Source organism: Brevundimonas lenta, assembly GCF_014196335.1.
GTDB classification, from domain to species: Bacteria; Pseudomonadota; Alphaproteobacteria; order Caulobacterales; family Caulobacteraceae; genus Brevundimonas; species Brevundimonas lenta.
In genome coordinates this window covers 159,159-185,475 of the sequence record NZ_JACIDM010000001.1, presented here as the reverse complement: position 1 = coordinate 185,475, position 26,317 = coordinate 159,159, and the positions used below count along the sequence as shown (strand labels likewise).

Genomic DNA, 26,317 nt, shown 5'->3' with positions numbered 1-26,317 from the left:
GGACGGGGTGGGCGGACCGGGGCGGGGGACGCGGTTTCGCTCATGCCCTGGTCCTTATCGGGACGCATCCTCCGGTGGAATGGGTGATGAGCAAATGAGGACTCCCGATGAGCAACAAATGCGTGTCCAGTGGGCCACAGATGAGTGGCGTATCGGCCACTTTGAATGCAGTCCGAGTCGGCGGCCGATCCATGCGGAACGGGACTCCGATATCCTCGTCTAATCGCTACGAATACACTGGCGAGACCTCAGGCTAATCTCACCGATCACGCAAGCTTTACCCGAGACTACGGCCTCGGTTAACGGTCTGTAACGATCCGGCTTCCCATGATGGTCCCGGCGGGCTATACGGCCTGTCTCGCGACTGGCGGCCCCCGGGGGGCGGCTCAGGCGCGATCCTTGCTTAACAGTAGCTTTGGCGCCGGTCTGGCGTCGTCGTTTATCGGGGACCGATGGCTCAGTTCGATCCACGTCGCCAGCCGATGCGCATCGCTCCGCACGCTTTGACAGCGGTGGCGGCGATCTCGGTGGCGCTGCTTGCCGGTCGCGTATACCAACCCGCCAAGGCGGAAGAGGCTCCGCCCCTCACGCAAGTTCAGATCGCCGCACTGGAGGCCCAGGCCTTCGCCGCCGGCGGCATGCCCGCTGGTCTGACCACGCCGGAAGCGGTGCCGGTCCAGATCCGCAAGGGCGAGACCTTCGAACAGGCCGTGCGCCGCACCGGCATCGCGCCGGAAGAGGCTTCGGCCGTCGCCGCCACCCTGTCGAACGCCATGGACGTCAGCTCGATGCGGGCCGGCCAGAAGTTCGAGACCGCCATCGCCAAGCCGCGCGGCGGCCGGGGCGACGCCCGTCTGATCGGCCTGACCATGCGCACGGGCCCGGCCAGCCAGCTGACCGTGTCGCGCAGCTTCGACGGCGCCCTGCGCCTGCGCGCGCTGGAAGAAAAGGTCACGCACGAGACCGTCGTGCTGAAGGGCAAGGTCGAGGGCTCGCTGTCGCGTACGGCGCGTCGCGAAGGCGCCCCGGCTGGCGTGGCCCGTCAGGCCGGCCGCCTGTTCTCGCACAAGTTCGATATGGATCGGGACATCAAGTCCGACGATCAATTCACCTACGTCTTCGACCGCACGGTCACCGAGAACGGCCGCACCATCGGCTCCGGCGACCTGCTGTACGCCGAGCTGAAGGGCGTGGTCTTCTATCGCTTCAAGGCGGAAGGCGCGAAAGAAGCCCAGTATTTCGACGCCACGGGCAAGAACACCCGCTCGGCCTTCATGCGCACGCCGCTGGAGCGGGGCTTCCGGGTCTCGTCCTCGTTCGGCTTCCGTCGTCACCCGATCGCCGGCTATCGCAAGATGCACCAGGGCATCGACTTCGCCGCGGGCATGGGCACGCCGGTCGTCGCCCCGGCTGACGGCGTGGTCGTCGAGGCCCGCCGCTGGGGCGGCTACGGCAACTGGCTGCGCATCCGTCACCCGAACGGCCTCGAAAGCGGCTACGGCCACCTGTCGCGCTACGCGCCGGGCGTTCGCGCCGGTCAGCGCGTCCGTCAGGGCCAGATCGTCGCCTATGTCGGTTCGACCGGCGCCTCGACCGGTCCGCACCTGCACTACGAAATCTGGCGCGGCGGCCAACGGATCAATCCGGCCGGCGTCCGCACCCAGGAAGGCACGGTTCTGGCCGGCTCGGACCTGGCGGCGTTCCGCGCCGAAAAGGCCCGCATCGACCGCATCATCGCCTCGGGCGGCGAGCGTCGCGCCCAACAGGCCGCCATGTCCGGCGGCCTGCGTCCCGCCCAGGGCTAACCCCCCCTCAGCTTGCGACATTGGCGGCCGCGATCAGCGCGTCGTCGATGGCGCGCGCCCGGACCGCGGCCTCGCGCGCGAAGATCCGCTCCGCATAGGCCCTGAAGGCCGGGCGGTCCGGCAGGGAGCCGAACTGCAGCCCCCAGCCGATCTGGCTGCCGACATAGACGTCGGCGGCCGAGAAGCGCTCGCCGAGGATCCACGGCTCCTCGCCCGACACCGCGCTCTCCAGCGTGTCGACGACCTGTTCGAAGCTGCCGTAGCCGGCCATCCCCGCCTTGTCGGCCGGGGCCAGCAGGTTCAGCGATTTGGCGGTGACGGCGGCCTCGACGGGCCCGGCGGCGAAGAACATCCAGCGCAGGTACGGCCCGCGAAGCGGATCATCGAACGCCGGGGCCAGCCCGGCCTCCGGAAAGGCGTCGGCCAGCCAGGCGCAGACGGCGGCGCATTCGGTGACGGTGACGCCTCGCCAGGTGACGGCCGGCACCTTGCCCATCGGATTGATCGCCAGATAGGCGGCGGCCTTCATAGTCGTGCCAAAATCCAGAACGACGGTGCGGTACGGGCGGCCCACCTCCTCCAGCATCCAGCGGGCGATGCGGCCGCGCGACATGGGGTTGGTGTAGAAAACGATCTCGTCGGACGGCGGGGTCATCTGCGTCTCCCTGTGCGTTATGAGCCGGAAACTGGACCCCGGGAGCTGATGGAACAACGGCGAAACATCCTGAAGGGCGCGCTGGCGGGCGGCATGCTGTGCGCGGCCGGTTCCGGCGCCTGGGCGCAGGCCGCCTTCGCCTCGCGCAGGATCGTGGTCGAGACGCGCGGGCGAGGCCCTGACCTGATCCTGATCCCGGGGCTGGCCTCAACCAGCGCGGTGTGGCGCGGCACCGCCGACCGGCTTGGGGGCCGCTATCGCCTGCACCTGGTGTCCGTGCGCGGCTTCGGGGACCTGGCCCCGCAAGGGAATGCGGAAGGCGCGGTCATGGGCGCCGTGGCTGCCGAGATCCGGCGCTACATCGCCGAACAGCGATTGAATCGGCCGTCGATCATCGGCCATTCCATGGGCGGCCAGTTGGGCATCCGCGTCGCCGCGGATGCGCCGGGACGGGTAGCGCGGCTGATGACGGTGGATTCCTCGCCCTTCTTCGCCGCGTTGATCAGCCCGCAGGCGACGGTGGGCGACGTCGAGCCGATCGCCCAGGTGGCCTATCAGGCGATCCAGTTCCTCGGCGACGACGCCTTGCGGGCTCGCGGCCAGGAGATGGGGCTGGAGCTGGGCGGGGCGACCGACGCCCTGTTCGGAACGATGGGCTGGCAGGGCGGCGACCGGAAGGTGCTGGCCCAGTCCCTGTACGAGGTCATGACGATCGACCTGCGCCGCCGGCTGGCCGACATCACGGCGCCGGTGACGGTGGTCTACGGCTGGAGCACCGATCAGAACTCGCCGCGCAGCCGCACCGACACCCTGTTCCGGGGGGCCTACGCCAACCTCCCGCGACCGGCGACGTTCGAACACATCGAGGGGGCGGAGCACATGGTCATGATCGACCAGCCGGCCCGCTTCATTGCGGCGGTGAACCGGTTCCTGGCCTGAGCCTCAGTCCGCGTCGGGCTGGTTGTCCGGGTGGGCGGCGATGAAGGCGTGGTGGTTCTTCGCCGCGGCGTCGACGGCCATCAGGTGCGGGAAGGCGTCCAGCGGCACGTTGAAACGCTGCGCCGAATAGATCTGCGGGATCAGGTAGCAGTCGGCCAGGGTTGGTGAGGCGCCGTAGCACCAGCCGGCCCCGTGGCGCGCGACCAGCGCCTCCAGCGCCTCGAACCCCGGATTGATCCAGCGGGCGGCCCAGGCGTCGATGGCGGCCTGATCGGCGCCGAACGTCTCTTTCAACGCCTTGCCGACACGCAAATTGTTCAGCGGATGGATGTCGCAGCCGACCAGGGCGGACATGGCTCGAACGTGGGCGCGCGGCACCGGCCCGGCCGGCAGCAGCGGCGGAAGCGGATAGGCCTCCTCAAGCCATTCGAGGATGGCGGGGCTCTGGATCAGGACCGTATCGTCGACCTCGAGGGCCGGGACCAGACCCTGCGGATTCAGGGCCAGATAGCTGTCGGACTTCTGGTCGCCGTGGCGAAGATCGACGCCGCGTTGCCGGTAGGCGAGGCCCTTGAGCTCCATCGCGATGCGGGTGCGATATGAGGTGCCGGAGCGCCAGTAGTTGTGGAGGATCATCTCGGCCTCAGGGTGAAGGCGAGGGGCGCCAGGCCCCCGATGGTCGCCTCGATCCGGTCTCCCGGCTGAACCGGGCCGACCCCTTCGGGGGTGCCGGTGAAGATCAGGTCGCCCGGGCGCACGTCCCACAACTCCCGCGCCTTGGCCAGGATCTCTTCAGGGTTCCAGACCATGTCGTCCAGACGGCCCGACTGACGCGCCTCTCCGTTGACCGTCAGGGCGATCGGCGCGGCCGGGTCGGGAAGGGCGCCCAGGGTGATCGCGCCGCAGGGCGCGGACTGGTCGAAGCCCTTGGCGGCGTCCCACGGGCGGCCCTTCTCCTTGGCGGCCGCCTGAAGATCGCGCCGGGTCAGGTCGCACCCGACGGCCCAGCCGGCGATGCCGCCGTCCTCGCCGATGGCGCACACCAGTTCGACCTCATGGTGCAGGTTGGCCGTCGCCGTCGGGAACAGCGGATCAGCGCCGTCCGTCACCACGGCGTCGGCCGGTTTGGAGAAGAAGAAGGGCTCTGCGCGGGCGTGGCCCATCTCCCTGGCATGCCCGGCGTAGTTCTGGCCGACGCACAGGATGCGGCGGACGGGGAAGCGCGCGGTCTGGCCCGTGACGGGCAGCGACGGGGTCGGGGCGGGCGAAAACAGCCAGTCGGTCATGATGGTTGTCTATTCCGCCCGGAGCCGGTTCGCCAGAGTCCCGCAATGCTGCAATGCGGGAACCGTGACGGCGGAGTGGCGTTCCGGCTCAGGGTTCTCTATCTAACCGTCAAGCTTGACGAACGGAGCGCGCATAATGGCGACCACCAAGGCGGCGGCACGAGCAGCCGTGAAGAACGACATCAACACGCTGAAGGACGACCTCAAGACGCTGGGTGGCGTGGAGAAGGACGATCTGCGCGAGAAGGCGACTGCAGCTGAAACCCGTCTGCGCGAGAAGGCGGCCGAGACGGAAGCCCGCATGCGCGAACAGGCCGAGGTCCTGCGTCAGCGCGCTCGCGGCTATTACGACGAAGCCCGCGTGCGGGGTCGTGAGTATTACGATGAGGCCCAGGAGCGCTTCGACGAGGCCCAGCGCTATCTGACCGAACGGGTTCAGGAGCGTCCGATCCAGTCGACCGCGATCGCGCTCGGCGTGGGCGTGGTGCTCGGCCTGCTGCTCGCCGGTCGTCGCCGCTGATGATCGGCGGGGGGCTGATCCGCTCGGTGACGAAGAAAGCCGTCGCGGCCGCGATCGCGGCCGGGGCGGCGCTGGTCGCCGTCGTCTGTCTGGGGGCGACCGTCTTCTACGCCCTGTGCATGGTCGTCGTGCCGCTCGCGGCCGCGGCCATCACCATGCTGCTGTTCGCCGTCGTCGCCCTGGCCGTGGCGCTGACCTATCTGAAGAGCGACGAGCCGGCCGAGCCTGAAGCGGACGAGACTTACGGCCTCGGCGAACGGGCGTTCATGCTGTTCAAACAGCGCCCGATCCTCGGCACTGCGGCGGCCCTGGCCGGCGGCTGGATCTTCCTTCGCAATCCGGCGCTTGCCAGCATCGTGGCTGCGGCCTTCACCGAAAAACCGCACGGCCGCCGTCGCCGCTAAAGCGGAACAGCAGACCCTTCCGAACGTTGTTCATACAGGTGCGGCGAACACAGCCGTTCCGTGAAAACTGTGCGGAAGGAATCTCTCAATGCTGCGCTGGGCACTGATATTTCTCGTGCTCGCTCTCGTCGCAGGCGCCCTCGGCGCCGGCGGTGTCGCGGGCCTTTCGATGAACATCGCCTACATTCTGTTCGTGGTCTTCATCATCCTGTTGATCGTGCACTTCGTGACCGGTCGAGGGCGACGAATCTAGCGAGACAGACTTGATCGAAGAGGGCCGCGGCGATGTCGCGGCCCTTTTTCGTGGCCGGTTCAGACGGCGGCCCGCTCGCGCTCGCCGGGGGTGGCGGGATCAGGCGCCGTGGCTGTTTTGCGCGTGTCCTGGCGGCGCGGCAGACGCCAGGTCTGGCTGGGCGCGAAGGCGTCTCCGGTCCAGGCGATGGCGGTGACGGTGATTTCCTTCGCGTCCCATTCGATCTGGTTGAAGCTGGGGGGCGACCCCCGCTCCCGGTGCGACAGGGTCCCGCAGCCGACCGCATAGGAGCAGTGATCGCCGAGGTTGATCGGCAGGGCGAAGGGCACGTGGACGTGTCCGGTGGTGATCAGATCAACCCCGGCCTCGGCGAAGATCGCGGCCGCGTCGTCGCCGCGCTTCACGTCGCCGGTCATGGGCGTGCCGATCATCTCGATCAGCGGATGGTGACAGGCCAGCACGCGCAGCGCGCCGACGGGCGCCTGGCGCAGCGCGGCGGCGGCCTTGCGTGTCTGATCGAGGTCGATGACGCCCTTCGACCAGTTGGGCCGCGCCTGCCAGCCCCGCGCCGTGACCACGCCCCGGACCATCAGGGCGGGGCTGAGGAACTGGTGGTCGTGGGCCGGGTGGCCGATGGCGTCCTCGAACGCCTTCCACGGATGGAACAGGCGCGCCGGCAGGCTCCAGTAGGGCACGTCGTGATTTCCGACGATGACGAAGGTCGGCTCCGGCATGCGCCGGATCCATTCCCCGGCGGCGGCGAACTCGTCGGGCAGACCCTTCTGGGTGACGTCGCCGGTGATCAGCACCAGATCCGGCGGCGAGGCGTGTGCGAAGTCCAGCGCTGCGGCGCAGGCCCGCCTGTGTTCGCATCCGAAATGGACGTCCGAAAACTGAAGAATGCGCCCCACTAGACGGCGTCCTCCGCCGCAGCCGGGATCGGCGCCAGGGCCTGGAAGGCGTTGCGGATAAACCGGACGCGAGCCTCATGACGCAGCAGGATGGGCTCGCCGTCGATCACCGCCGGGATGCGCGAACGGGCGCGAACCCGAACCATCCGCGTCGCCCGGGTGGTGACGGACGGATCCTGGCGCCAGTCGCTGAGGACGGCGTTGGCGGCGAGGCGGAAGGCCTCGCCCGCGTCCGCGGGATTCATGGCGGCGGCCTCCAGGCCTGTGTCCTCGTCCATGGCTTTCGAGATCATCGGGCTGATCAGCACCAGGGCCTCGGCCCGGCGCTCGGGACGCTTGTCGAGGGAGAAGCGCAGACGGCCGGAGAAGGCGCGCTTCAGGGCCCGGCGCGCATAGAGCCAGGCCAGTTTCAGCCGACCCGTGCGCATCGCCTCGCGGGCCGGGGCCCACAGCGCCGGCGATCCAAGAATGGTGGCGCAGAAGAAGGCCTGGCGAACCTCGCCGTCCTCGACCTCGCCGCCGGCCACGCACTGCGGTGCGCCTTCCTCCAGCGCGACCTTCAGGGCGGCCTTCCAGTCGGCCGTGCCGTACAGCGCCTTCGGCAGCATGTTCATGGTGCCGCCCGGCAGCGGAGCGACAAGGGGCCCGTCCGGGCCGGCGCGCGAGGCGATCGTGCCGGCCGTGCCGTCTCCCGCGAGAACGAACAGGACATCCGGTTTCTCATCCAACGCGGCCTGGATCTGCTGGTCGAACTGTCCGGCTTCCAGCGACACGACCGAGGCCTCGCAGGCGTAGGCGGACAGGATGCCTTCCGCTTCTGCGGCCGCGCCAGGGCCGACGCTGCCGGACAACGGATTGACCAGCATTATGACCCGGCCCAGCGCCACATGGGGCGTCAGGACGCAAGGCTCGACGGCCGCATCCGGGGACACGGCCGTCAGATCGACAGCATCGGCTACAGTCTCGCTCATGCCGCCCGAACGCCCCGCGAGGGGACGATGTTCCGGCGGCGGTGAGACGGTAGCGAGACTACTACTTCTTCAGCTCTTCGGTCGCGGCGGCGGCGCCGGCCTGGGCCGCATCACCGGCCTTGCCGGCGGCTTCGGCAGCGACGTCGGTGGCCTCGTCGGCGACCTTCGGGGCTTCGCCCTTCACGGTCGAGACGCCCTTGGTGATCCAGCCGTCCATCATGGCGCCGCCTTCGGCCAGCGACTGCTCCTTGATGCCGAGCACAGCTGTCAGCACGCCGAACAGCGCGAGCAGGGTCACGATAACCCCGATGACCGGGTTGCCCCCACGACGCTTGGAGCGCGCCCACACCGGGCTGTGATCGCTATCGTCCGCCATGCGGACCGGTTCGGAAAAACGCATACGAAAACCCCCGTCTCAATGCCCCGGACGCACCCTCCGCGCCCCGGAAACCAGCCTAATGCAGGCTTAACCAGGATCATAGGCGGGGAACCGTCACGCTTATCCAGCGTTCTCACCCACGGGGCGAACCTGAGGGATGAAGGAAGTCACCATGAAGAAGGCGATCATCGCGATTGCGTCTGCCGGCCTGCTGGCCGGGGCCTGCGCCAGCGACCCCTATAGCCAACCCAGCGAGGCTACGCGTCAGGGCGCAATCGGCGCCGGCCTCGGTGCGGTCGCCGGCGCTATCATCGGCAATAACGTCGGGAGCGGCAGCGCCGGCACCGGCGCAGCCATCGGCGCGGTCGTCGGCGGCGCTGCGGGCATTATCCGCGGCTCCAACGAAGACCGGAACAACCAGCAGCGTTACCGGGACAGCCAGGGGCGGTATTACTACTGCTACGACGGCCGTCAGGACGAATGCTACTGGGAGAACGGCCAGCGTCGCTACTAGGCGCAGGCTTTTCTGAACTGAGATACGGGCGGTTCGTCGGTGGCGGGCCGCCCTTTTCATGAAGCGGAGAGGGTTCGGAGATGCTGCGTACGATCTTGCTGACGGGCCTGACGGCGGGTGTTCTGGCGGGCTGCAGCCTGACGCCGAAGACGCCGGATCGCGCGGACATCGTGGCGCAGCCCTCGCCGTGCGCCGAGAAGCGGTTCGAGGTCTATTTCGCCGAGAACGAGGCCCGGCTGACCAATCCGGCGCTGCAGGCGATCGGGCTGACGGCGACCCAGCTGCAGGGTTGCGACATCCGCCGGGTGCGGGTGATCGGCCTGGCGGATGCCCAGGGCGTGGCGGCGGACAATGTGGATCTGTCGCAGCGCCGCGCCGTGTCGGTGGCCGAGGCGCTGGTCGCCGCAGGCTGGCCCACGCCGGCGTTCGAGCTTGAAGCCATCGGATCCGAGGGCGCCGTGACGTCCCAGGGAACCAACGAGCCGATGCGACGGCGTACAGAGGTGGTGGTCGACGCGGCCCCGCGCTGAGCCTCAGGTCCCGACCGTTTCCGGATATTTGATCGCACAGCCGTAGGGCGTGGCGAAGGCGGTTCGCACCGGGCGTTCCGACTGCACGTCATCCAGCGCGGCGCGGACGAAATTCGTCGCCCCCTGCAGGTCCTCGACGCGCGGCGTCGGCTTGTCGTCGATGCCGCCGACATAGACCAGGCGACCCTCGGCATCGATGATCCGCATGTCCGGCGTGGTCTTGGCCCCGAACAGCTTGCCGACCTGACCGGTCGGATCCAGCAGCAGGTGCGTCGATCCGGCGTTGGTGCGGGTCTTCCAGGCGCGGGCGCTGTCGCCCTCGACATAGCCCTGGGTGCCGGGCGACGAGGAGATGATGCTGAGCCAGACGACGCCGTCCTCGGCCGCCTCGCGCTGGAGGGCCTGCATGGCGCCGGTGTAGTGCTTCTTCACATAGGGGCAGCCTTCGTTGGTCCACTCCAGCACGACGACCTTGCCGCGGAAGTCGGCCAGCGAGCGCTGCACCCCCTCGGCGTCGACCAGGGTGAAGGCGGGCGCCATCTGCCCGGCCATCGGCATCGCTCCAGGCGCAGCGGCGGCGACCGGCGTCGGGGCCGGCGTTTCGGCCTTCTGCGGCGCGGCGGCCTGTTGCTGGCATGCGGCGAGGGTCAACGCGGCCAGGGCTACGGTGATCAGTCGGGTCATGGCGGCCTCCTGTGGTCAGTACGTCAGGGACGGGCGTCCTTGAGGGCGTCGACGATGACGCCCGCGGTCAGCAGCTGCGGCAGAACCCGCGGCTCCGCCTGTCCGGGAAGATAGAGCAGATACAGCGGAACGCCCGACCGGCCGCGGCGCTGCAATTCGGCGGTGATGGCGTCGTCGCGGCGGGTCCAGTCGGCGACCAGATAGACGGCGTTGGTCCGCTCCATCTCGCGCGCGACCTCGGGCGAGGTCAGGGAGGTCTGCTCGTTGATCTTGCAGGTCACGCACCAGTCGGCGGTGAAGTTGACCAGCACCGGACGTCCCTCGGCCAGGGCCGTGTCGATGGCCGCCTGCGACCACGGCGCGGACGGCGGGCCGGATCCTTCGGCGCGGGTCGGCACGCCTGTCGCCGGTGAATCCGGCGCCTGGGCGGCCATGAAGACGCCGGCGCCCGCCAGCACCAGGACGACCGCGCCGGCCGTCAGATGAACCACGCCGCGACGGCCGAGGCCGCGCTCCGTCTGCCCCGTGCCGACCAGCCACAGGCCGAGCGCCAGCAGCAGTCCGGCCGCGAACAGCAGGCCCAGGGCGTCGGCGCCGGCCTGGCGGCTGAACACCCAGCCCAGCCACAGGGCGGTCCCGTACATCGGGAAGGCCAGCAGACCCTTCAGCCGCTCCATCCAGGCGCCGGGGCGCGGCAGCTTCGCCAGCAGGGCCGGCGACAGGCTGACGAGGACGAACGGCAGGGCGAGGCCCAGCCCCAGCATCAGGAACACGACCAGCGCCATCGGCCACGGCATGACCAGGGCCGCGCCCAGGGCGAAGGCCATGAAGGGCGCGGTGCAGGGCGCGGCCACCACGACCGCCAGCGCGCCGGTGAAGAAGGCCCCGACGCCGCCCGGCAGGCGGGCCAGCGGTCCGGAACCGGCGGCCTGCAGCCCGCCGCCGACGTGGAAGACGCCCGACAGGTTCAGCGCCACGGCCAGCATCAGCAGCGCCAGGCCGGCGATCACCGGCGGCGATTGCAGCTGGAAGCCCCAGCCGACCGCCTCGCCCGCCGCGCGCAGGCCCAGCAGGACGCCGGCCAGGATCAGGAAGGTGGTCAGCACGCCCGCGAGAAAGGCCAGGCCGTCCCGTCCTGCATGGCGGGGATTGTGGGCCGAAGCCGTCAGGGCCGCGGCCTTCATCGCCAGGATGGGGAAGACGCAAGGCATCAGGTTCAGGATCAGCCCGCCCAGCAGGGCGAACAGCGCCGCCTTGGCGAAGGCGCTCCAACCGGCCGGTTCAGTCGCTACGGGCGCCGTGTGCTCGGGTCGGGTCGTGACGTCGCCGGACCCCGTCGCGCCCGGCAGGGCCGCTCCCGGTTCGGCGCGGATCTCCCAGGCGCCGTTCTCGGTGACGAGAACGCCTCCGATCGGACCCGACAGGCCGTTGGTGTTCATCTTGCCGCCGGCGGCAAGGGCCAGGGTCAGCCCTTGCGGGCCCCAGGACCCGGTCTGGGCGGCGGCGTGGTCGATCACCCCGCTCTCGAACGGGAAGAAATAGCTCGGACCCGGATCGCGGCCGGCCAGCGGACCGCCGGTCGCCGTCAGGGTCAGCACCCCGTTCTCCAGCGAGACGTGCGCCGTGATCCCGGCCGGACGCGGGGCCTGTTCCAGCACTCGCGCGATGGCCGCGCCATGAGCGGGGTCCAGCGGCGCGGCGCCCTCGCGCACAGGCAGGTCGAGGGTCAGTGTCAGGTCGTCGGGCACGCACATCTCGGCGCTGCAGACCAGGAACTGCGCCTTCACCAACAGGGGCAGGACGGTTCCGGGCCGCGCGTCGGCGGGGACCTCGATCGGCACGGGCAGATAGACCACGCCCTCGTAGCCGTAGTTGACCAGCTGCTGCAGCCGTTGCCGGTCCGGCAGGGGCCAGACGATGTCGCCGGCCGACACGCCCTGCGGCAGGGTCCAGACCAGGGTGGTCGGACCGCCGGAATCGCCCGGATTGCGCCAGTAGGTGTGCCAGCCCGGTTCGATATTCTGACGGATCGCCACCACCGCGGTCGAACCCGGCGCGGCCCAGCGGCTCATCGCCACCAGCTCGGCCTCGATCCGTTCGGTGCGCTGCGGGCCGGCGGACGGGGCCGCCTGCGCCCAGGTCGCGACCGGGACCAGCATCAGGCCGAGCAGGATCAGAAGACGGAACAGCCGACGCATCGGGCCTCGCGAACAGGGACGTCCCGACCCTAGCCGGTCATGGCCCCCGCCGTCACTGGCGCGGACAGCGGCGCGTCGTCTCACGCTGCGAATCCCTCTCCCGTTGGGAGGGGGACCTACACCGGCGGCTGCGGCGGAGCGGTGATGACCTCGACGTTGTCGTTCAGGAGGTAGGCCAGTTCGTCCAGGGCGACGCGGCGCTCGGCGGGGCTGGCGGCGGCTTCGACAGCCTCGACCTTCTTCGGCATGTCTTCCGAAATGCCGCGCAGGATGCATTTCAGGTCGCCGTCCGTGCCGCGCTCCTTGAGGATCAGGTGACCCTGCATGTCGAGCGCGGCCAGTTCGGCGGCGCGTGTCTTGAAGCCGGTGAAGGCGTCGGCCGTCATGAAGCCGGGCTGGTCCGCCGCGCCGCTGGCCATCCAGCCCCGGACGACGCCGCGCAGATCGCCCGAACGCGTGATGATATCGGCGAACAGGGGCTCGCCCGCGACCGAAACCGGCGCGTCGGCGGCCGCCGGCGGCTGGGCCGCGGCGAGGGCCACGCCCGGGTCGGAGAGCAGGAGAGAGACGGCCAGGGCGACGCCGCAGGACATGGCGAACCTCTTTTGTTGGTCCGAATCGTGGATTCGGCGTTGAACCGGCTTACGCCCGACCCGTAAACGAGGGTTTACCCCCTTCCCCGATCGAGACCGCCGAATGACCGCCCGCTCCCAGGCCCTGGCCATGTTCCGCGCCGTTGCGAAGAAGGACGCCGGGTCCCGCATCGTCCACCAGTTCGCGACCGATCCGCGTCGGACGGAGCGCATGGGTGTCGAGGCCGCGGGTCTCTATGTCGACCTGTCCAAGCAGTCGTGGAGCGCCGAAGGCTTCGAGGCCGCCCTCGATCTGGCCCGGACCTGCGATGTCGAGGGACGCCGGAACGCCCTGTTCGGCGGCGAGGCGGTCAACAACACCCAGGGCCGCGCGGTGCTGCACCCGGCGCTGCGCGCCGCCGCCGACGCCGATTTCAGCGCTCTGGGCGAGCCGGTGTCGAAAGAGGTCAACGAGACCCGCAACGCCATGGCCCGGTTCGCGGTCGACATCGGCTCGGGCGCCGAGACGGGCGGGACCAAACAGCCGTTCACGGCCATCGTGCACATCGGCATCGGCGGCTCGGACCTGGGCCCGCGCCTGCTGTGGGACGCGCTGCGGCCGCTGGAGCCGACCATCGATCTGCGCTTCGTCGCCAACATCGATCCGCGCGACATGGCCGAGGCCCTGTCCGGGCTGGATCCGGAAACTACCCTGGTGGTCGTCGTGTCGAAGACCTTCACCACCCAGGAGACCCTGGCCAACGCCGACCTGGCCAAGGCGTGGCTGGCCGAGAGTCTGTCGCCGCGCCGGATGGCCCGGCACCTGATCGGCGTCACCGCCGCGCCGGAAAAGGCCGAGGCCTGGGGCTGCGGCAAGACCTTCGGCTTCCGCGACTGGGTCGGCGGCCGTTATTCGCTGTGGTCGGCGGTCAGCCTGTCGGTCGCCGTGGCGCTGGGCTGGGACGTGTTCGAGCGGGTGCTGAACGGCGCCCAGGCGATGGACGAGCATTTCCTGACGGCGGACCTGGAGCGCAACGCGCCGGTGCTGCTGGCGCTGGCGCAGGTGTTCAACGTCGAGGGCCTGGACCGCCACGCGCGCACGGTCGCGCCCTACGCCCACGGCCTGCGCCGTCTGCCGGCCTTCCTGCAGCAGCTGGAGATGGAGTCGAACGGCAAGCGGGTGAAACGCGACGGCTCGGGCGTCGATACGGCGACGGGTCCGGTGGTGTTCGGTGAGCCCGGCACCAACGGCCAGCACGCTTTCTTCCAGCAGATTCATCAGGGGCCGAAGGTGGTCCCGGCGGAGTTCGTGGTGGTCGGCCACACCTCGGAAGGGGCGATGGACGCCCGCGAGGGCGACGCGCCGCTGTGGTCCAACGCCCTGGCCCAGGCCCAGGCCCTGATGGTCGGCAAGACCGAGGCCGAGGCGAAGGCTGAACTGATCGCGGCGGGGGCCGACAAGGCTGAGGCCGAGCGGCTGGCGCCGCACAAGACCTTCCCGGGCAACCGCCCCTCGACCACCATCCTGATGGACGCCCTGACGCCGGAGGCGGTCGGCGCGCTGATCGCCCTGTATGAGCACAAGACCTTCGTCGAGGGCGTCATTTGGGACATCAACAGCTTCGACCAGTGGGGCGTCGAACTGGGCAAGGTGCTGGCGAAGGCGATCCTGAAGGACGTCGAGGCCGGCGAGCCGTCGCCGAGCCTCGATCCCTCCACCGCCGAGCTGATGAAGCGGCTGATGGTGTAGGGCAGTGCTGATCCTTTTCCCGGTGGGAGAAGGTGGCCCAAGGGTCTGATGAGGGTCGACTGCCTGCGTCGCCGTGCAGCGCATCGGCTTCCGTCTTCCGCGAAGCGACCTCAAGCGAAGGTTCATCACAAAGCGCACCAAGGAGCACGAAGGGCACCAAGAAAGCCGCGCCAGGCTCAGTGGCTTGGCGCCCTTTATGAGACTTCGTGTCCTTCGTGACGAACCAGCCGTCCATCGAGACGCTCCGGCCCGCCCCCCATGACGCACCGCCCGGCGACTATGTGGCGCAACCGGAAATCCTGTCGAGACGGTCCACTGCACGCCACGGATATGTGATCGCGGCGGCTCGCTTGCGTGATGATACCTTCGGATCGTCGGACGGGGCCTGTCACAACGGCTTTCGGGAGACCCACATGGTCAGGCCTCTGATGTTGCTGGCGGCGATCGCCGCCCTTGCCGCTCCGGCGCTGGCGCAGGACGCCGTGAGGAACGAGCGGATACAATTCGCGCGGGGGGCCAGCTCGGCGACGGTGACCGGGGACATCCAGGGCTATGACACCGTCAACCATCTGGTAGGCGCGCGGGCCGGCCAGACGATGAGCGTGCACATGCGCTCCAGCAACGCCTCGAACTACTTCAACGTCACCGCGCCGGGCGCGGACGCCGCGCTGTTCACCGGCAGCAGCGACGGCCAGCATTTTGAAGCGCAGCTGCCGTCGAGCGGCGACTATGTGGTGCAGGTCTATCTGATGCGGAACGCGGCCCGTCGCGGCGAGAGCGCCAACTACACCCTGACGGTCGACGTCCGCTGACATGAGAAAAGGCGGACGTCGTTTCCGACGCCCGCCCTCCTCGCCCACGCACCCGGTCAGTACTTGCGCGACCGGATGAAAGGGAAGCTGTCTACCAGCGACGGTCGTACCGGTAGTCCCGATCGCCGCGGCGGTTCTGGCTGCTGCGCCACTCGCCGTGGTTTCGCCAGAAGCGGCCGTCCCGGTAGTAGCCGCGGCCCTGATAGGTGCGGCCCTCGACGTAGCGGTCCTGACGGCCGTAGCGGTCGTCGTAGCGGTAGCCGCTGTTGTAATCGCGGCTGTTGATGCCGTGCTCGCGTTCCCAGTGGCCCTGGTTCCGGTAACAGCGACCGCCGCGGTAGTAGCCGCAGTCGTCGCCGCCGTCGCTTGCGGCCGCGCCGACCGCCGCGCCGGCCAGGGCGCCGCCGGCGATATAGGTTCCGTCGCCGTTGCCCATGACCGCGCCGGCGAGGGCGCCGACGGCGGCGCCGATCAGGGCGTCTTTCGTGCGGTCATTGTCCTGGGCGGCCGCCGGCGTGGCGGTCATCAGGCCCAGGGCCATGGCGCCGACCACGGCGGGGGTGGCGATGGCGATCTTCGAAAGGGTCTTCATGGTCGGTTCCTTTCCTCTTTCGACGCTGCGTGCGCCGTTGTGAGGACCCTTATGGGCGCGCGCGGCTGAACGGGTCGGGAGGCGGGTGTTCATGGGCGGTTCACCTTGCCAAGCTTGCCGGAATGCGGCCCCATGCCGGGAACGGACGGGAGGCGGATGTGCGCAGGCTGCTGACGGGTGGACTGATCGGGCTGACGGCGGTGACGGTCGCCTCGTGCGCCACGGCCCAGACGACGCCGCAGGAGCCGCCTCCGGTGGTCGCCCCGGCGCCCCCGCCACCGCCGCCTCCGCCTCCGCCTCCCCCGCCACCGCCGCCTCCGGCCTCGGACGTCCGCATCTCGGCCCCCACGCCTGCGGACCAGGTCACCGAGATTCTTGCGCGCGAACAGGACCCGGAGGCCGCCGCGGCCGCCCTGGTCGCGCTGGCGACCGAACGCTACGACGCCGGGGACGCGGCGGGCGCCGGCGCAGCCCTGATCGCCGGGGTCGAGGTGGTCGAAACGCGGTTGGGCAAGGACGCGCCCGCCGTCGCCCGGCCGTTGGGGGCGCAGGCCCGGCTGAAGATGGAGACCGGCGACTATCCCGGCGCGCTGGCGGACCTGGAACGGGCGCAGGCGCTTCTGGAGGGTGCGGCGACGCCGGACCCGGTCGAGCGCGCCACGCTGATCTATGACCGCGGCCGCGCCTTCGACCTGCTGGGCCGCAACGAGGAGGCCGAGGCCGCTGCGCGCGAAAGCCTCGCCTTGCGTCGCGAACTTCTCGGCGCGGTGCACGAAAAGACCGCCGACAGCCTGAACCTGGTGGCCAACACCCTGACCGCCCAGGGCCGGCACGCCGAGGCCGACCCGCTCTACCGGCAGGTGCTGGGCATGTACGAGGTGCTGTACGGGCCCAACGACCCGCACGTGGCGATCGTGCTGTCCAACCTGGGCAACTCGCTGCGGCGCTCCGGCCGGGCGCATCAGGCGGAACCGCTGTACGTGCGCGCCGTGTCGATCGCGGAGCAGTCGGAATACCGGGTGCTGCTGGCCCAGTGCCTGACCAACCTCGGCTGGTTCCTGCACGTGACCGGCCAGGGCGAGCGGGCCGAGGGGCCCTTCCGCCGGGCGCTGGCGCTGGCGCTCGAGATCGTCGGGCCGGACCATCCCTTCACCGGCGTGACGCAAGCCAACCTCGGCTACGCCCTGTCCGACCAGGGCCGCTGGGCGGAGGCGGAGGAGCCGTTCCGTCTCGGGCTGGCGACGTTCGAGGCCGGGGTCGGCCCGGACAGTCCCGACCTGCTGGACGCGATCGAGGGCTATGCCGCGGTGCTGGACAAGCTGGGCCGACAGGAAGAGGCCGAGGCGCTGTATCGTCGCAGCCAGGCCATCGCTGACGCGCGTCTGCCGCCGGGGCATTCGGACGCGCTGGCGGGGACCGAGCGCTTCGCCGGCTTCCTGGTCCGTCACGACCGCTCCGGCGAGGCGCTGATGCTCGTGCGCGGCGGGCTGGACGATCTGTTGGGCGAGCAGGCGCGCGGGCGGGACTGGCGCACGCGGGTGAAGGGCGCGCGCCCCCTGTTCGGCCGTCAGGTCGAGGCCGCCTGGACTCTGGCCGCCGCCGGCTGAATCCGCGAAATCAGGGCCGCTCGCCTTGACGCTCCCGACCGGGGCGCCTAACTGCCGCTCGCGTTAGCACTCGGGTCTGTCGGCTGCCAAAATGGCCAGTCCCGCCGAGCGCCGCACAGACTTTTCTCAAGGGAGATACATCAGATGGCGTTTCGTCCGCTCGGCGACCGCGTGCTCGTGAAGCGCGTGGAAGAAGAATCGAAGACCAAGGGCGGGATCATCATCCCCGACTCGGCCAAGGAAAAGCCGCAGGAAGGCGAAGTCGTCTCGGTCGGCCCCGGCGTCCGTGACGAATCCGGCAAGGTCAACGCGCTGGAGCTCAAGGCCGGCGACCGCATCCTGTTCGGCAAGTGGTCGGGCACGGAAGTGAAGATCGATGGGGACGACCTCATCATCATGAAAGAGTCGGACGTGCTGGGCGTGCTTTCCTGAGCACCGGCTGTCCACGACTTTTTCCCAAGATAATCAGAACCAAGGAGCAGCCAGATGGCCGCCAAACAAGTGATGTTCTCCACTGACGCGCGCGAGAAAATGCTGCGCGGCGTCAACGTTCTCGCCAATGCCGTGAAGGTGACCCTCGGTCCCAAGGGCCGCAACGTCGTGATCCAGAAGTCCTTCGGCGCCCCGCGCTCGACCAAGGACGGCGTTTCGGTCGCCAAGGAAATCGAGCTGGAAGACGCCTTCGAGAACATGGGCGCCCAGATGATCCGCGAAGTCGCTTCGAAGACGAACGACAAGGCGGGCGACGGCACCACCACCGCCACCGTCCTGGCCCAGTCGATCGTCCAGGAAGGCCTCAAGGCCGTGGCCGCCGGCATGAACCCGATGGATCTGAAGCGCGGCATCGACAAGGCCGTCGCCGTCGTCCTCGCCGACATCAAGGACTCCAGCCGCAAGGTCAGCGCCAACTCGGAAATCGCCCAGGTCGGCACCATCTCGGCCAACGGCGACCTGGAAGTGGGCGAAATGATCGCCCGCGCCATGGAGAAGGTCGGCAACGAGGGCGTCATCACGGTTGAAGAGGCCAAGACGGCCGAAACCGAGCTGGACGTCGTCGAAGGCATGCAGTTCGACCGCGGCTACCTGTCGCCCTACTTCATCACCAACGCCGACAAGATGGAGGTTCAACTCGAGGAGCCGCTCATCATGCTCCACGAGAAGAAGCTGTCGTCGCTGCAGTCGATGCTCCCGATCCTGGAAGCCGTGGTCCAGTCGGGCCGCCCGCTGGTCATCATCGCCGAGGACATCGAGGGCGAGGCCCTGGCCACGCTGGTCGTCAACAAGCTGCGCGGCGGCCTGCGCGTCGCCGCCGTCAAGGCTCCGGGCTTCGGCGACCGCCGCAAGGCCATGCTGGAGGACATCGCCGTCCTGACCGGCGGCCAGGTCATCTCGGAAGACCTCGGCATCAAGCTCGAGAACGTCACCCTCGACATGCTCGGCAAGGCCAAGAAGGTCACCATCACCAAGGACGACACCACCATCGTCGACGGCGTCGGTGAGAAGGACGCGATCGAGGCCCGCATCGGCCAGATCAAGGCCCAGATCGAGGCCACGACCTCGGACTACGACAAGGAGAAGCTGCAGGAACGTCTGGCCAAGCTGGCCGGCGGCGTCGCGGTCATCCGCGTCGGCGGCTCGACCGAAGTCGAGGTGAAGGAAAAGAAGGACCGCGTCGACGACGCCCTCAACGCGACCCGCGCGGCCGTCGAGGAAGGCATCGTCCCGGGCGGCGGCATCGCCCTGCTGAAGGCCACCAGGGCGCTTGAAGGCCTGAAAGGCGACAACGCCGACCAGACCGCCGGCATCGCCATCATCCGCCGCGCCATCCAGGCCCCGATCCGTCAGATCTCGGAAAACGCCGGGGTCGAAGGCTCGATCGTGGTCGGCAAGGTGCTGGAGAACGACAGCCGCACCTTCGGCTTCAACGCCCAGACGGAAGAGTACGGCGACCTGGTCAAGATGGGCGTCATCGACCCCGCCAAGGTCGTCCGCACCGCCCTGCAGGACGCCGCCTCCGTGGCCGGAATCCTGATCACGACGGAAGCGGCTGTCGCCGACGCGCCGAAGAAGGCCTCGGCCGGCGGCCCCGCCGGCGGCGGCATGGGCGGCATGGGCGGCATGGGCGACATGGACTTCTAAGCGGATCGAGGCGGGCGCGAGCCCGCCTCGGGACGCCCCGGCGGTGGTCTGGGTCCGGTCAGCTCAGAGCTGTGCTGAAATGAAGAGGGCGGGCCCGGTGACGGGCCCGCCCTTTTTGCGCGTAGATGGTGAGTGAATTGGAAGGCCTTCCCTACTCAAACCGAACCAACTCCAAAGGATCTTTTCGTCCCTCCTGTTCGATCAAGAACCGGAAGCGATTTAGGAGGATGCGGCTGCGAACACCCGGCGCTTCTTGGCCGCTTGCGATATCGATATTGATGTACTGCTTCCGACCGGGAGACAGCTCAATTCCTACGCGCAGATGAGGCTGGCCCTCGGATGTCATCAGTAGTGCGATGGAGGCATCGGCTGCCGCGAGGGGCAGTTGGAAGGCCTGATCGCCAGGCAGGGGCTCGATCACAAGCCGGCCAGGTACATCTGCGGGATAATCAACGTTGTAGATACCGCGAAGCTGTAGACGTTCCGGGCCCGTCAGGATCAAGTAGTAGGTGTCGCCACCCCTCTCATCCTGGCAGACGAGCCCTACCCAAGGCGATCCATCCATTTGCCCAACCACTAGCGTGCCCGGCTCAGGAGGTTGATCTCTCTTTGGGCGCGCGCTCTGTATTCCGAATGTAACGACCTGAACCATCAATCATCTGCCTTGAGCATGAGCTGAGCTATTCCCATCCACGCCTTATCGCGGTTCGATTGCAGGTCGGACAGTGAATGGCGTAGGTGGGGCGGCCCTCTTCCCGTGCTCTTCGTGCTTCTTCAGCGGTCAGAACTTCGATTTCGAACCGGTGACCACAGTTCTGGCAGCGGTATCTGTTCAGCTTACTCATACTGAATACCCGCCCGTTCGACGAAGACGTTCCACAACCATTCGGCTGCGCGTTCTGATGAATAGCGCGTAGAGTCTTGGGTTCCTGACCAGACACCATCCACGATTAGGAACAGATTGAACTCGTCTGCATCCACACGAATGGAGCCATGTGACGTGTTCGACGCCGCGTGGGCTTCAAACACGTAGCTGATATCGCCAAACCCGCGTCGCTTGTTGTTATGCACAGTGATCGAAGCTTGTTGGTTTCCGACTTTGGCTCGATTCACGATTGTGCAGGTAAAGGCTGTCGGACTCATCATCTCGTGCCTCGTTCTGAGGTCCTCTGAGGCACGAGCTAATTCCTCGCAGGAGGATGCAAAGTAATCTTTGATCACTTCGAAGGTTTTGTCGGCAAACTCAGCACGCTCAATCGCGTCGAAGTCCCTCTTCACCTTCACGCGGCGAGGAGCGAAGTTGTCAGTGGTCCCTGTCGCAATCAACGACGGCGTAAGCTGACCTTGTGAGTGCACATCAGTCAGCTTGCGAAGGCCGGTGATCACGTCGAGGAAGGCGTTGTTTGCGTTAGTCCATTCTGAGATCGGTTTGCCGTCTTTGGGCAAGGCCATGAATTGACGAAGCGGGGATGAAAGCCAATCGGATGGCTCGGCGATGATGGGTACGATGCGCATCTTGCCCGCCTGCTGCAGTTCGAGTGCCCGCTCGAACTCCTTCTCGTAACAGTAGCCTGACGCCAAGTAGTCTGGGCTGACGATCGCCAAAAATAGATCGCTCGCATCCAGCTCATTGCTGATCGTTCCATCCAAAACCGAACCTGCCAAGATGTCGCGATCATACCAGGTCGCTATCTGACCCTCTCGCTGCAGCATCGCGAGATGCTTGTGGAGGCGCTCCAGATACCGTTCGTCGGCATGCGAATAGGAGATGAAAGCTTTCAATTCGGGCTCCTTTCATCGCGCACTTTGGTTGACGAACGGTCGAGTCGCAATAGTGGGTTGCTAAAATGTTCACGTCGCGTGACGATGCATCCAGCAACTGACGCGTGCGAGCGTAGCTCCAGGAGGCCCCGATGGAATTGACGCATCTTCCCGCTGATCTGCTCTCCGCAGCAAAAGCCGGAGATTTTCCTGCAGGCACGCTCATCTTCACGCCCTACGCTTGGTACGGTGAAGAGCCGTTGCAGCTAGGCATCCGCGTGGGAGATGAAGGGGATATCTTCGCCCTGACCGATTGGCATGGAGGTCGCTCCAAGGCCGGTACAATAGTCACAACGCGTGGCGACCGACCGGTTTTCGGCTTCCAGCATGTCGCCCGGTTGTATTTGAACCCGTCAACCTCGACGGTCGCGATCAATAGCTCGAGGGCGGCGAACGGCTTTGTCGCGCTCAGCAGTGAGGGTTTGGTCCTAGCGTCGATACGGCCCGATCCCAACTTTCACACAATGTCATACCCGTATCTCATTGATCCACGCACATGGCAGCCACTAGCGGCCTCAGCGCAGGTCTCGCCGGAGGTGTGGTTCGACGACTGGCAGATTCGGATCGAGTTGAGTGGCAATGAGACGTTTGTCGCTTCGATTGCTCGCCAAGCTGATTGAGATCTAGTCGACACCGTCACCGGGGTCCAAGCGGAACCCATTTCATTGCATAGGCGTCAGATTGCCAATGACGGGTTGGCGCTTGGCCATCCTGGAACGTCCCGCGCAGGGTCGTCTGTGCGTTCGGCGAGAGGTTCGTGTTGAACGTCCACGTCAACGTCGTGATCTTGGCGTCCGCCGGGAATTTCCCGTCGGGGCCGGCCGGCTTGTCTGAAAAGTCTGCAGCGACTTCTACTTCGGTCAGCATTTTGTCTGAGAAGCTGTTGGCAACCTCAATAGCGATTGCATCTTCGATCCCGCCGCTGACGTAGTCTTGTACCCCGTAGTTAGCGATGCGGTTGACTGCGATGGTCTTGCCTCGTTCCGACAAAGGCACCGCTTCCTGGAAACGTCGAATGCAAACGTCCGCGGCCATGTTTCGGCTGGCCTGATCACCGCCATCACGAGCGTTCTTCAAGATGCATTCGTCATAGCTACGGCCGAACGTCTTTGCCGAGTCATCGCAGCCCGCCACTGTGAGGGCGATGGTTGAGACAAGAAAGATTGCGCGCATGATCAACGGTCGTCGGTCAGGGGAGGGGTGTCGTGAGTGAGGACTAATCAGCGTGTGCCAATGTCTCGACTTCGCGATCACAGAAGCGGCAAATCTTCGCCTCCGCCTTGATCGTTTCAGCGCACCACGGGCACTTTTTGACGGGATCGGCATCTACGGTCGCGGTCTCCGACGATGCCGGGGCCTGGCGGGTCGCTGCGGAGGTGTTCGCGACGAGCGCCGCAAGGGCGGCGTCCCTGGCGGCTTCGGCGGCCTGCTTTTTCGGGTCTTTCAGGATCAGGGCGCAGGGCAGCGCGACGATGAACAGTGCCGCGCCGAAGAGCCACCACAGAACGAAGTTGTGACCTTTGCCCGACGCAATCGCCGCCGGCAGAAGTCCGATAACTACCGCGATTAGAAAGATTTCCATGTGTTCCCCCAAGGCCAGACTGGCTCGGGCGAGGTTGGAGTTCAAGCAGGACTTCGTTCGAGACGCGGGGATTCCCCCTCCACCGCTTCGCGGTTCCCCTCCCCCATGAGGGGGAGGAAAGGCGTCATGGGCGGGGCTGCGCGTGACGGACGCGCGGGGCGCGCCCGTCATGAGTGGTCTGGCAGTGGCGGTTCCGGATTGCCGAACGCTCTAATAGTTGCGATCCATGAACAACCGCGGGGAGGAGCATGGACGTTTTCGTCAGCGTGGGCACGGGCCTGAGCCCGGAGCAGGAAGCGTTCGTCAGCGCAGTCGAGGCCCGGCTAAAGGCGGTCGGCTGTTCGCCCTGCACGATCGGCAGGAACACTTTCAGCGCCGACGCGCCGCTTCGGGCGGTCACGGATCTGATGGACCGCTGCTCGGGAGTCGTGGTGATCGCGGTCGAGCGCTACTGGGTGCAGGACGGCGTCGAGCGGCGAGGTGGAGCGAGGTCGAAGTCGCTGGCGGGAGTCGGCCTAGCCACCCCGTGGAACCAGATCGAGGCGGCCATGGCCTATAGCCGGGGCCTGCCTCTTTTGGTTCTGGTCGATCAGAGCCTCCGCTGTGACGGACTGCTCGAGAAGGGCAATGACTGGTTCGTCCATGAGCTTCCGATAGACCCGGCAGCCTTGAACAGCGTCACGTTCACGGGGCTGCTGGACAGCTGGCGACAGCGGGTTGCCGCACCTCCGAGCCGTCCCGAGCCAGCCAGCGATCCGTCGAAGATGACTATCGGTGCGTTGGCCGGTGCCCTGGGTCCCGCGCAGCTGTGGGCCATTCTGGGGGCCCTCACGGTTCTGATGGGCGGGGCGTTCACGGCCGGGGCGACCGTTGGGAAACTGATCGATCCTCCGGAAAGCTCAAAGGCGGCAGGGGAAGCGGCGGGCAAGTAGAACGGACCACCCGCCCCAACCCGCCTCAAGGACGCTTCGCGCCGCTCGTGCGGCAGGCCGGGACGGCCTGTCCTTGACCCGTGCCGGGTCGGGCGGGCGGGGCTGGGCGTGACGGACGCGCGGGGCGCGCCCGTCTGGATTTCCACCGGAGGCGCTGCGGCTATTCGCCGACGACCAGCCGACTTTAACGAACAAAGTCGCGCCGTTTCAACGCTCTGATCCGCAGCAATCCCATTCGACGCGCCTGTGTTGGGGCCTCCCCGATAATGGCGGGATGACACAGGACACACGACTTCACAGACAGCCCTATTGCCGGCGGAGCGCCGATGACTGGGCCTTGATCGAGCGGCTGTATCGGGCCGGGGCGACCGCCAAGGCGCTGGCGAAAGAGTACGGCGGGACCGAGCGGACGATCTATGCGCGCGCCCGCGTGCACGGCTGGCTGCGCAAGGATGCGCAGCCGCTGGCGCCGCCGTTGACCGAACTTGAGGCCGACGCGGCGGCGCGCGAGGCGGGGCTGGAGGCGCGCGCCGACGGTCTGCCGCCGGCGGATGCGCCGGTGCGGATGCTGGCGGCCGGGGCCTCGCTGGGGGATGCGGCGCGGGCGGCGGCGGAGACGGCGATCCGGATGCTGAGGGACGGGCAGCCGGCGCGGTCCTACACCTATGCGCGGCTGGCGGGGACGCTGGAGCGGCTGGCGCGCGGGCCGTCTCTGGGGGCGGCCGGGGATGGCGGGGGTGCGGACGGGACGGAGCGGGGGCGGCTGGCGGCGCTGGACTTTCTGCGGGGGGAGGCGTGCGCGGAATGAGCGGGTGCAAAGCGGCTTCGTCGTCGCGTCGCGATGCGCCTCTCCTCCACCCCCTCGACGGGGGAAGGGTCGGGGATGGGGGTGGCGACGCGGCGGGGACGGTCGGGCTGGAAGACGCCGGCGTCTTCGCGACCGAGGCGGAAAGGGCGGCGGGAACACCCCCACCCAACCCTCCCCCGTCGAGGGGGAGGGCTTCTGAGCTTTTGTCGGCCGAGGTGCTGGGGGCGGCGGCGTGGGCGGCGGCGAGCCATGAGGGGCAGAGGGCGCCGGCGGGCGACTGGCGGACCTGGGTGTTTCTGGGCGGGCGCGGGGCGGGGAAGACGCGGGCCGGGGCGGAGTGGGTGTGGGCGACGGCCTGCGCGCTGGGCGCCGGGGGGCGGATCGCGCTGGTGGCGCCGACGCTGCACGACGCGCGGGCGGTGATGGTCGAGGGGCCGTCGGGCGTGCTGAACCTGCCGTTCCGCTCGGGCGCGGTGTTCGAGCCGTCGCTGAGGCGGGTGCGGTTTCCGGGCGGGGCGCTGGGGCTGTTGTTCTCGGCCGAGGAGCCCGAGCGGCTGAGGGGCCCGCAGTTTCACGCCGCCTGGGGGGATGAGGTGTGTGCGTGGGGGCGGGGGGAAGAAGTGCTCGCGATGTTGAGACTTGGGTTGAGGCTGGAATGGCCGGTGCGGGCGAGCGATTCCTTGGTGGGCCGCGGACCGTCGGCCCCTTCGGGGACCTCCCGACCCGACGCGGCCTGGGCTTCGCCGCATCCTGGCGCTCAAGCAGCGAGCGACCGCGTCGCGAGCGGTAGCGCCCCACAACTGGTTCTCACATCTACGCCCAAGCCGGGGCGGTTGATGCGCGGGGTGCTGGGCGAGGTCGGATGCGTGCGGACGGATGCGGGGACGCGGGCCAATGCGGCCAACCTGGCGCCGGGGTTTCTGGCGGCGATGGAGGATCTGTACGGCGGCACGCGGCGGGCGGCGCAGGAGCTGGAGGGGAAGCTGCTGGAGGCGGAGGGGGCGCTGTTCCGGCATGAGGATATCGAGAGGGCGCGGGCGTGGGGGGAAAGTTACGTCGGGCCGTGCGAGCGCGTGGTCGTGGCTGTCGATCCGCCGGCGGGGACGCTGTCGGGGCGGCCGAGGGATGCGTGCGGGATCGTGGCGGCGGGACGGCTGGGGGACCGGTTCGTGGTGCTGGAGGACCGGACGGCGGCGGGGCTGTCGCCCGAGGGCTGGGCGGATCGGGTGAGGCGGACGGCGGAGGCGCACAAGGCGGCGAAGGTGGTGGTGGAGGCCAACCAGGGCGGGGCGATGTGCGAGGCGGTGCTGAAGGCCTGCGGCCTGACGGTTCCGGTGCGGCGGGTGCATGCGAGCCTGGGCAAGGCGGCGCGGGCCGAGCCGGTGGCGGCGCTCTACGAACAGGGGCGGGTGGCGCACCTGCCAGGTCCGGGGCCGGGGCTGGAGGCGCTGGAGGAGGAGCTGATGGGGCTGGGAAGCGAGGGCGCGGGCGGGGGCAGCCCGGACCGGGCGGATGCGCTGGTCTGGGCGATCACCGAGCTGATGCGGCCGAGGCGGCGGCCGGGGGTGTGGGTGCTGTAGGGGGAGCGTGGGGCTCCCCCTCCACCATCCTTCGCCAAGGCTCCGGATGGTCCCCCTCCCCCAGAAGGGGGAG

General features: G+C 68.3%; 30 protein-coding genes. 16 read left to right on the top strand and 14 right to left on the bottom strand.

The window, feature by feature from the left end; genetic code table 11:
• The first annotated feature begins 452 nt into the window (after nucleotides 1-452).
• Nucleotides 453-1,805 (top strand): M23 family metallopeptidase, encoded by a 1,353-nt coding sequence (locus GGR12_RS00985; protein WP_183201936.1) that lies wholly within the window; start codon nucleotides 453-455, stop codon nucleotides 1,803-1,805.
• Between the two features lie 7 nt (nucleotides 1,806-1,812).
• Here the strand turns inward: GGR12_RS00985 and GGR12_RS00980 are convergent, their stop codons facing one another.
• Nucleotides 1,813-2,460 carry a glutathione S-transferase family protein gene (locus GGR12_RS00980; protein ID WP_183201934.1) on the bottom strand — a complete coding sequence of 216 codons (648 nt, stop codon included), beginning with the start codon at nucleotides 2,458-2,460 and terminating at the stop codon, nucleotides 1,813-1,815.
• 48 nt (nucleotides 2,461-2,508) lie between these two features.
• Here GGR12_RS00980 and GGR12_RS00975 point away from each other — a divergent pair, with 48 nt between their 5' ends.
• Nucleotides 2,509-3,399, top strand: coding sequence for an alpha/beta fold hydrolase (locus GGR12_RS00975; RefSeq protein ID WP_246328701.1), 891 nt, complete (start codon nucleotides 2,509-2,511; stop codon nucleotides 3,397-3,399).
• Between the two features lie 3 nt (nucleotides 3,400-3,402).
• Here the strand turns inward: GGR12_RS00975 and maiA are convergent, their stop codons facing one another.
• Nucleotides 3,403-4,035, bottom strand: a complete 633-nt coding sequence (gene maiA / locus GGR12_RS00970; RefSeq protein WP_183201931.1) for a maleylacetoacetate isomerase — start codon at nucleotides 4,033-4,035, stop codon at nucleotides 3,403-3,405.
• Nucleotides 4,032-4,685 carry a fumarylacetoacetate hydrolase family protein gene (locus GGR12_RS00965; RefSeq protein ID WP_183201930.1) on the bottom strand — a complete coding sequence of 218 codons (654 nt, stop codon included), beginning with the start codon at nucleotides 4,683-4,685 and terminating at the stop codon, nucleotides 4,032-4,034. The genes maiA and GGR12_RS00965 overlap by 4 nt, the downstream gene beginning before the upstream one ends.
• A 136-nt stretch (nucleotides 4,686-4,821) precedes the next feature.
• Between GGR12_RS00965 and GGR12_RS00960 the strand changes: the two genes are divergently transcribed.
• The 3 genes from GGR12_RS00960 (at nucleotide 4,822) to GGR12_RS00950 (ending at nucleotide 5,862) form a co-directional block, all read left to right on the top strand.
• Nucleotides 4,822-5,205 (top strand): glycine zipper domain-containing protein, encoded by a 384-nt coding sequence (locus GGR12_RS00960; protein WP_183201927.1) that lies wholly within the window; start codon nucleotides 4,822-4,824, stop codon nucleotides 5,203-5,205.
• Nucleotides 5,206-5,231: 26 nt separating this feature from the next.
• Nucleotides 5,232-5,609, top strand: coding sequence for a hypothetical protein (locus tag GGR12_RS00955; protein ID WP_343053047.1), 378 nt, complete (start codon nucleotides 5,232-5,234; stop codon nucleotides 5,607-5,609).
• A gap of 88 nt (nucleotides 5,610-5,697) precedes the next feature.
• Complete coding sequence (locus GGR12_RS00950; protein ID WP_183201922.1) at nucleotides 5,698-5,862, top strand: DUF1328 family protein; 165 nt, start codon at nucleotides 5,698-5,700, stop codon at nucleotides 5,860-5,862.
• Nucleotides 5,863-5,921: 59 nt separating this feature from the next.
• On the opposite strand, the gene GGR12_RS00945 is transcribed toward GGR12_RS00950, so the two are convergent.
• From GGR12_RS00945 to GGR12_RS00935, 3 genes are all read right to left on the bottom strand, one after another.
• The gene (locus GGR12_RS00945) at nucleotides 5,922-6,773 is read right to left on the bottom strand and encodes a metallophosphoesterase (RefSeq protein WP_183201920.1); all 852 of its coding nucleotides are present in this window, start codon (nucleotides 6,771-6,773) and stop codon (nucleotides 5,922-5,924) included.
• Complete coding sequence (locus GGR12_RS00940; protein WP_183201918.1) at nucleotides 6,773-7,744, bottom strand: diacylglycerol/lipid kinase family protein; 972 nt, start codon at nucleotides 7,742-7,744, stop codon at nucleotides 6,773-6,775. Before GGR12_RS00940 ends, GGR12_RS00945 begins: the two co-directional genes overlap by 1 nt.
• A gap of 61 nt (nucleotides 7,745-7,805) precedes the next feature.
• On the bottom strand, nucleotides 7,806-8,144 hold the full coding sequence (locus GGR12_RS00935; RefSeq protein ID WP_183201916.1) for a hypothetical protein: 339 nt from the start codon (nucleotides 8,142-8,144) through the stop codon (nucleotides 7,806-7,808).
• 151 nt (nucleotides 8,145-8,295) lie between these two features.
• Here GGR12_RS00935 and GGR12_RS00930 point away from each other — a divergent pair, with 151 nt between their 5' ends.
• Both GGR12_RS00930 and GGR12_RS00925 read left to right on the top strand, forming a co-directional pair.
• Complete coding sequence (locus tag GGR12_RS00930; RefSeq protein ID WP_183203705.1) at nucleotides 8,296-8,637, top strand: YMGG-like glycine zipper-containing protein; 342 nt, start codon at nucleotides 8,296-8,298, stop codon at nucleotides 8,635-8,637.
• Nucleotides 8,638-8,717: 80 nt separating this feature from the next.
• Complete coding sequence (locus GGR12_RS00925; protein ID WP_183201914.1) at nucleotides 8,718-9,167, top strand: OmpA family protein; 450 nt, start codon at nucleotides 8,718-8,720, stop codon at nucleotides 9,165-9,167.
• 3 nt (nucleotides 9,168-9,170) lie between these two features.
• Here the strand turns inward: GGR12_RS00925 and GGR12_RS00920 are convergent, their stop codons facing one another.
• The 3 genes from GGR12_RS00920 to GGR12_RS00910 all read right to left on the bottom strand — a co-directional run bounded on the left by GGR12_RS00920 (nucleotide 9,171) and on the right by GGR12_RS00910 (nucleotide 12,642).
• Nucleotides 9,171-9,851: a thioredoxin family protein gene (locus GGR12_RS00920; protein ID WP_183201912.1), complete on the bottom strand. Its 681-nt coding sequence runs from the start codon at nucleotides 9,849-9,851 to the stop codon at nucleotides 9,171-9,173.
• A gap of 23 nt (nucleotides 9,852-9,874) precedes the next feature.
• A complete protein-coding gene (locus tag GGR12_RS00915) occupies nucleotides 9,875-12,049 on the bottom strand; it encodes a protein-disulfide reductase DsbD family protein (RefSeq protein WP_183201910.1) in 2,175 nt (724 codons plus the stop codon).
• A 116-nt stretch (nucleotides 12,050-12,165) separates the two neighbouring features.
• Nucleotides 12,166-12,642 carry a hypothetical protein gene (locus GGR12_RS00910; protein ID WP_183201908.1) on the bottom strand — a complete coding sequence of 159 codons (477 nt, stop codon included), beginning with the start codon at nucleotides 12,640-12,642 and terminating at the stop codon, nucleotides 12,166-12,168.
• A gap of 103 nt (nucleotides 12,643-12,745) precedes the next feature.
• On the opposite strand from GGR12_RS00910, the gene pgi reads away from it, so the two are divergent.
• Nucleotides 12,746-14,371 carry a glucose-6-phosphate isomerase gene (gene pgi / locus GGR12_RS00905; RefSeq protein ID WP_183201906.1) on the top strand — a complete coding sequence of 542 codons (1,626 nt, stop codon included), beginning with the start codon at nucleotides 12,746-12,748 and terminating at the stop codon, nucleotides 14,369-14,371.
• A 413-nt stretch (nucleotides 14,372-14,784) separates the two neighbouring features.
• Nucleotides 14,785-15,183: a DNA breaking-rejoining protein gene (locus GGR12_RS00900; protein ID WP_183201904.1), complete on the top strand. Its 399-nt coding sequence runs from the start codon at nucleotides 14,785-14,787 to the stop codon at nucleotides 15,181-15,183.
• A gap of 91 nt (nucleotides 15,184-15,274) precedes the next feature.
• Here GGR12_RS00900 and GGR12_RS00895 read toward each other — a convergent pair whose 3' ends face one another.
• The gene (locus tag GGR12_RS00895) at nucleotides 15,275-15,775 is read right to left on the bottom strand and encodes a hypothetical protein (protein ID WP_183201902.1); all 501 of its coding nucleotides are present in this window, start codon (nucleotides 15,773-15,775) and stop codon (nucleotides 15,275-15,277) included.
• 158 nt (nucleotides 15,776-15,933) lie between these two features.
• Here GGR12_RS00895 and GGR12_RS00890 point away from each other — a divergent pair, with 158 nt between their 5' ends.
• The 3 genes from GGR12_RS00890 (at nucleotide 15,934) to groL (ending at nucleotide 19,521) form a co-directional block, all read left to right on the top strand.
• On the top strand, nucleotides 15,934-17,382 hold the full coding sequence (locus GGR12_RS00890; RefSeq protein ID WP_183201900.1) for a tetratricopeptide repeat protein: 1,449 nt from the start codon (nucleotides 15,934-15,936) through the stop codon (nucleotides 17,380-17,382).
• A 144-nt stretch (nucleotides 17,383-17,526) separates the two neighbouring features.
• Nucleotides 17,527-17,814 carry a co-chaperone GroES gene (groES, locus tag GGR12_RS00885; RefSeq protein WP_183201898.1) on the top strand — a complete coding sequence of 96 codons (288 nt, stop codon included), beginning with the start codon at nucleotides 17,527-17,529 and terminating at the stop codon, nucleotides 17,812-17,814.
• 54 nt (nucleotides 17,815-17,868) lie between these two features.
• Nucleotides 17,869-19,521 (top strand): chaperonin GroEL, encoded by a 1,653-nt coding sequence (gene groL, locus GGR12_RS00880; protein WP_183201896.1) that lies wholly within the window; start codon nucleotides 17,869-17,871, stop codon nucleotides 19,519-19,521.
• 151 nt (nucleotides 19,522-19,672) lie between these two features.
• On the opposite strand, the gene GGR12_RS00875 is transcribed toward groL, so the two are convergent.
• Nucleotides 19,673-20,023: a hypothetical protein gene (locus GGR12_RS00875; RefSeq protein ID WP_183201894.1), complete on the bottom strand. Its 351-nt coding sequence runs from the start codon at nucleotides 20,021-20,023 to the stop codon at nucleotides 19,673-19,675.
• Nucleotides 20,024-20,358: 335 nt separating this feature from the next.
• Nucleotides 20,359-21,303, bottom strand: coding sequence for a toll/interleukin-1 receptor domain-containing protein (locus tag GGR12_RS00870; protein ID WP_183201892.1), 945 nt, complete (start codon nucleotides 21,301-21,303; stop codon nucleotides 20,359-20,361).
• Nucleotides 21,304-21,434: 131 nt separating this feature from the next.
• Here GGR12_RS00870 and GGR12_RS00865 point away from each other — a divergent pair, with 131 nt between their 5' ends.
• Nucleotides 21,435-21,962 carry a hypothetical protein gene (locus GGR12_RS00865; protein ID WP_183201891.1) on the top strand — a complete coding sequence of 176 codons (528 nt, stop codon included), beginning with the start codon at nucleotides 21,435-21,437 and terminating at the stop codon, nucleotides 21,960-21,962.
• Nucleotides 21,963-21,978: 16 nt separating this feature from the next.
• On the opposite strand, the gene GGR12_RS00860 is transcribed toward GGR12_RS00865, so the two are convergent.
• Nucleotides 21,979-22,521, bottom strand: coding sequence for a hypothetical protein (locus tag GGR12_RS00860; protein WP_183201890.1), 543 nt, complete (start codon nucleotides 22,519-22,521; stop codon nucleotides 21,979-21,981).
• A gap of 37 nt (nucleotides 22,522-22,558) precedes the next feature.
• Nucleotides 22,559-22,969, bottom strand: coding sequence for a hypothetical protein (locus tag GGR12_RS00855; protein WP_221212175.1), 411 nt, complete (start codon nucleotides 22,967-22,969; stop codon nucleotides 22,559-22,561).
• A 203-nt stretch (nucleotides 22,970-23,172) separates the two neighbouring features.
• Between GGR12_RS00855 and GGR12_RS00850 the strand changes: the two genes are divergently transcribed.
• The 3 genes from GGR12_RS00850 (at nucleotide 23,173) to GGR12_RS00840 (ending at nucleotide 26,244) form a co-directional block, all read left to right on the top strand.
• A complete protein-coding gene (locus GGR12_RS00850) occupies nucleotides 23,173-23,856 on the top strand; it encodes a hypothetical protein (RefSeq protein ID WP_183201888.1) in 684 nt (227 codons plus the stop codon).
• 337 nt (nucleotides 23,857-24,193) lie between these two features.
• On the top strand, nucleotides 24,194-24,664 hold the full coding sequence (locus GGR12_RS00845) for a hypothetical protein (RefSeq protein WP_183201886.1): 471 nt from the start codon (nucleotides 24,194-24,196) through the stop codon (nucleotides 24,662-24,664).
• 203 nt (nucleotides 24,665-24,867) lie between these two features.
• Nucleotides 24,868-26,244 (top strand): phage terminase large subunit family protein, encoded by a 1,377-nt coding sequence (locus GGR12_RS00840; RefSeq protein ID WP_246328700.1) that lies wholly within the window; start codon nucleotides 24,868-24,870, stop codon nucleotides 26,242-26,244.
• Nucleotides 26,245-26,317: the final 73 nt, after the last annotated feature.

Coding starts and splice junctions, on each gene's coding strand:
- GGR12_RS00980 (WP_183201934.1), bottom strand. CDS start 2,460: ATGACCCCGCCGTCCGACGAGATCGTTTTCTACACCAACCCCATGTCG.
- maiA (WP_183201931.1), bottom strand. CDS start 4,035: ATGATCCTCCACAACTACTGGCGCTCCGGCACCTCATATCGCACCCGC.
- GGR12_RS00900 (WP_183201904.1), top strand. CDS start 14,785: ATGGTCAGGCCTCTGATGTTGCTGGCGGCGATCGCCGCCCTTGCCGCT.
- GGR12_RS00915 (WP_183201910.1), bottom strand. CDS start 12,049: ATGCGTCGGCTGTTCCGTCTTCTGATCCTGCTCGGCCTGATGCTGGTC.
- pgi (WP_183201906.1), top strand. CDS start 12,746: ATGACCGCCCGCTCCCAGGCCCTGGCCATGTTCCGCGCCGTTGCGAAG.
- GGR12_RS00985 (WP_183201936.1), top strand. CDS start 453: ATGGCTCAGTTCGATCCACGTCGCCAGCCGATGCGCATCGCTCCGCAC.
- GGR12_RS00850 (WP_183201888.1), top strand. CDS start 23,173: ATGGACGTTTTCGTCAGCGTGGGCACGGGCCTGAGCCCGGAGCAGGAA.
- GGR12_RS00940 (WP_183201918.1), bottom strand. CDS start 7,744: ATGAGCGAGACTGTAGCCGATGCTGTCGATCTGACGGCCGTGTCCCCG.
- GGR12_RS00950 (WP_183201922.1), top strand. CDS start 5,698: ATGCTGCGCTGGGCACTGATATTTCTCGTGCTCGCTCTCGTCGCAGGC.
- GGR12_RS00865 (WP_183201891.1), top strand. CDS start 21,435: ATGGAATTGACGCATCTTCCCGCTGATCTGCTCTCCGCAGCAAAAGCC.
- groES (WP_183201898.1), top strand. CDS start 17,527: ATGGCGTTTCGTCCGCTCGGCGACCGCGTGCTCGTGAAGCGCGTGGAA.
- GGR12_RS00930 (WP_183203705.1), top strand. CDS start 8,296: ATGAAGAAGGCGATCATCGCGATTGCGTCTGCCGGCCTGCTGGCCGGG.
- GGR12_RS00975 (WP_246328701.1), top strand. CDS start 2,509: ATGGAACAACGGCGAAACATCCTGAAGGGCGCGCTGGCGGGCGGCATG.
- GGR12_RS00925 (WP_183201914.1), top strand. CDS start 8,718: ATGCTGCGTACGATCTTGCTGACGGGCCTGACGGCGGGTGTTCTGGCG.
- GGR12_RS00965 (WP_183201930.1), bottom strand. CDS start 4,685: ATGACCGACTGGCTGTTTTCGCCCGCCCCGACCCCGTCGCTGCCCGTC.
- GGR12_RS00910 (WP_183201908.1), bottom strand. CDS start 12,642: ATGTCCTGCGGCGTCGCCCTGGCCGTCTCTCTCCTGCTCTCCGACCCG.
- groL (WP_183201896.1), top strand. CDS start 17,869: ATGGCCGCCAAACAAGTGATGTTCTCCACTGACGCGCGCGAGAAAATG.
- GGR12_RS00920 (WP_183201912.1), bottom strand. CDS start 9,851: ATGACCCGACTGATCACCGTAGCCCTGGCCGCGTTGACCCTCGCCGCA.
- GGR12_RS00895 (WP_183201902.1), bottom strand. CDS start 15,775: ATGAAGACCCTTTCGAAGATCGCCATCGCCACCCCCGCCGTGGTCGGC.
- GGR12_RS00935 (WP_183201916.1), bottom strand. CDS start 8,144: ATGCGTTTTTCCGAACCGGTCCGCATGGCGGACGATAGCGATCACAGC.
- GGR12_RS00960 (WP_183201927.1), top strand. CDS start 4,822: ATGGCGACCACCAAGGCGGCGGCACGAGCAGCCGTGAAGAACGACATC.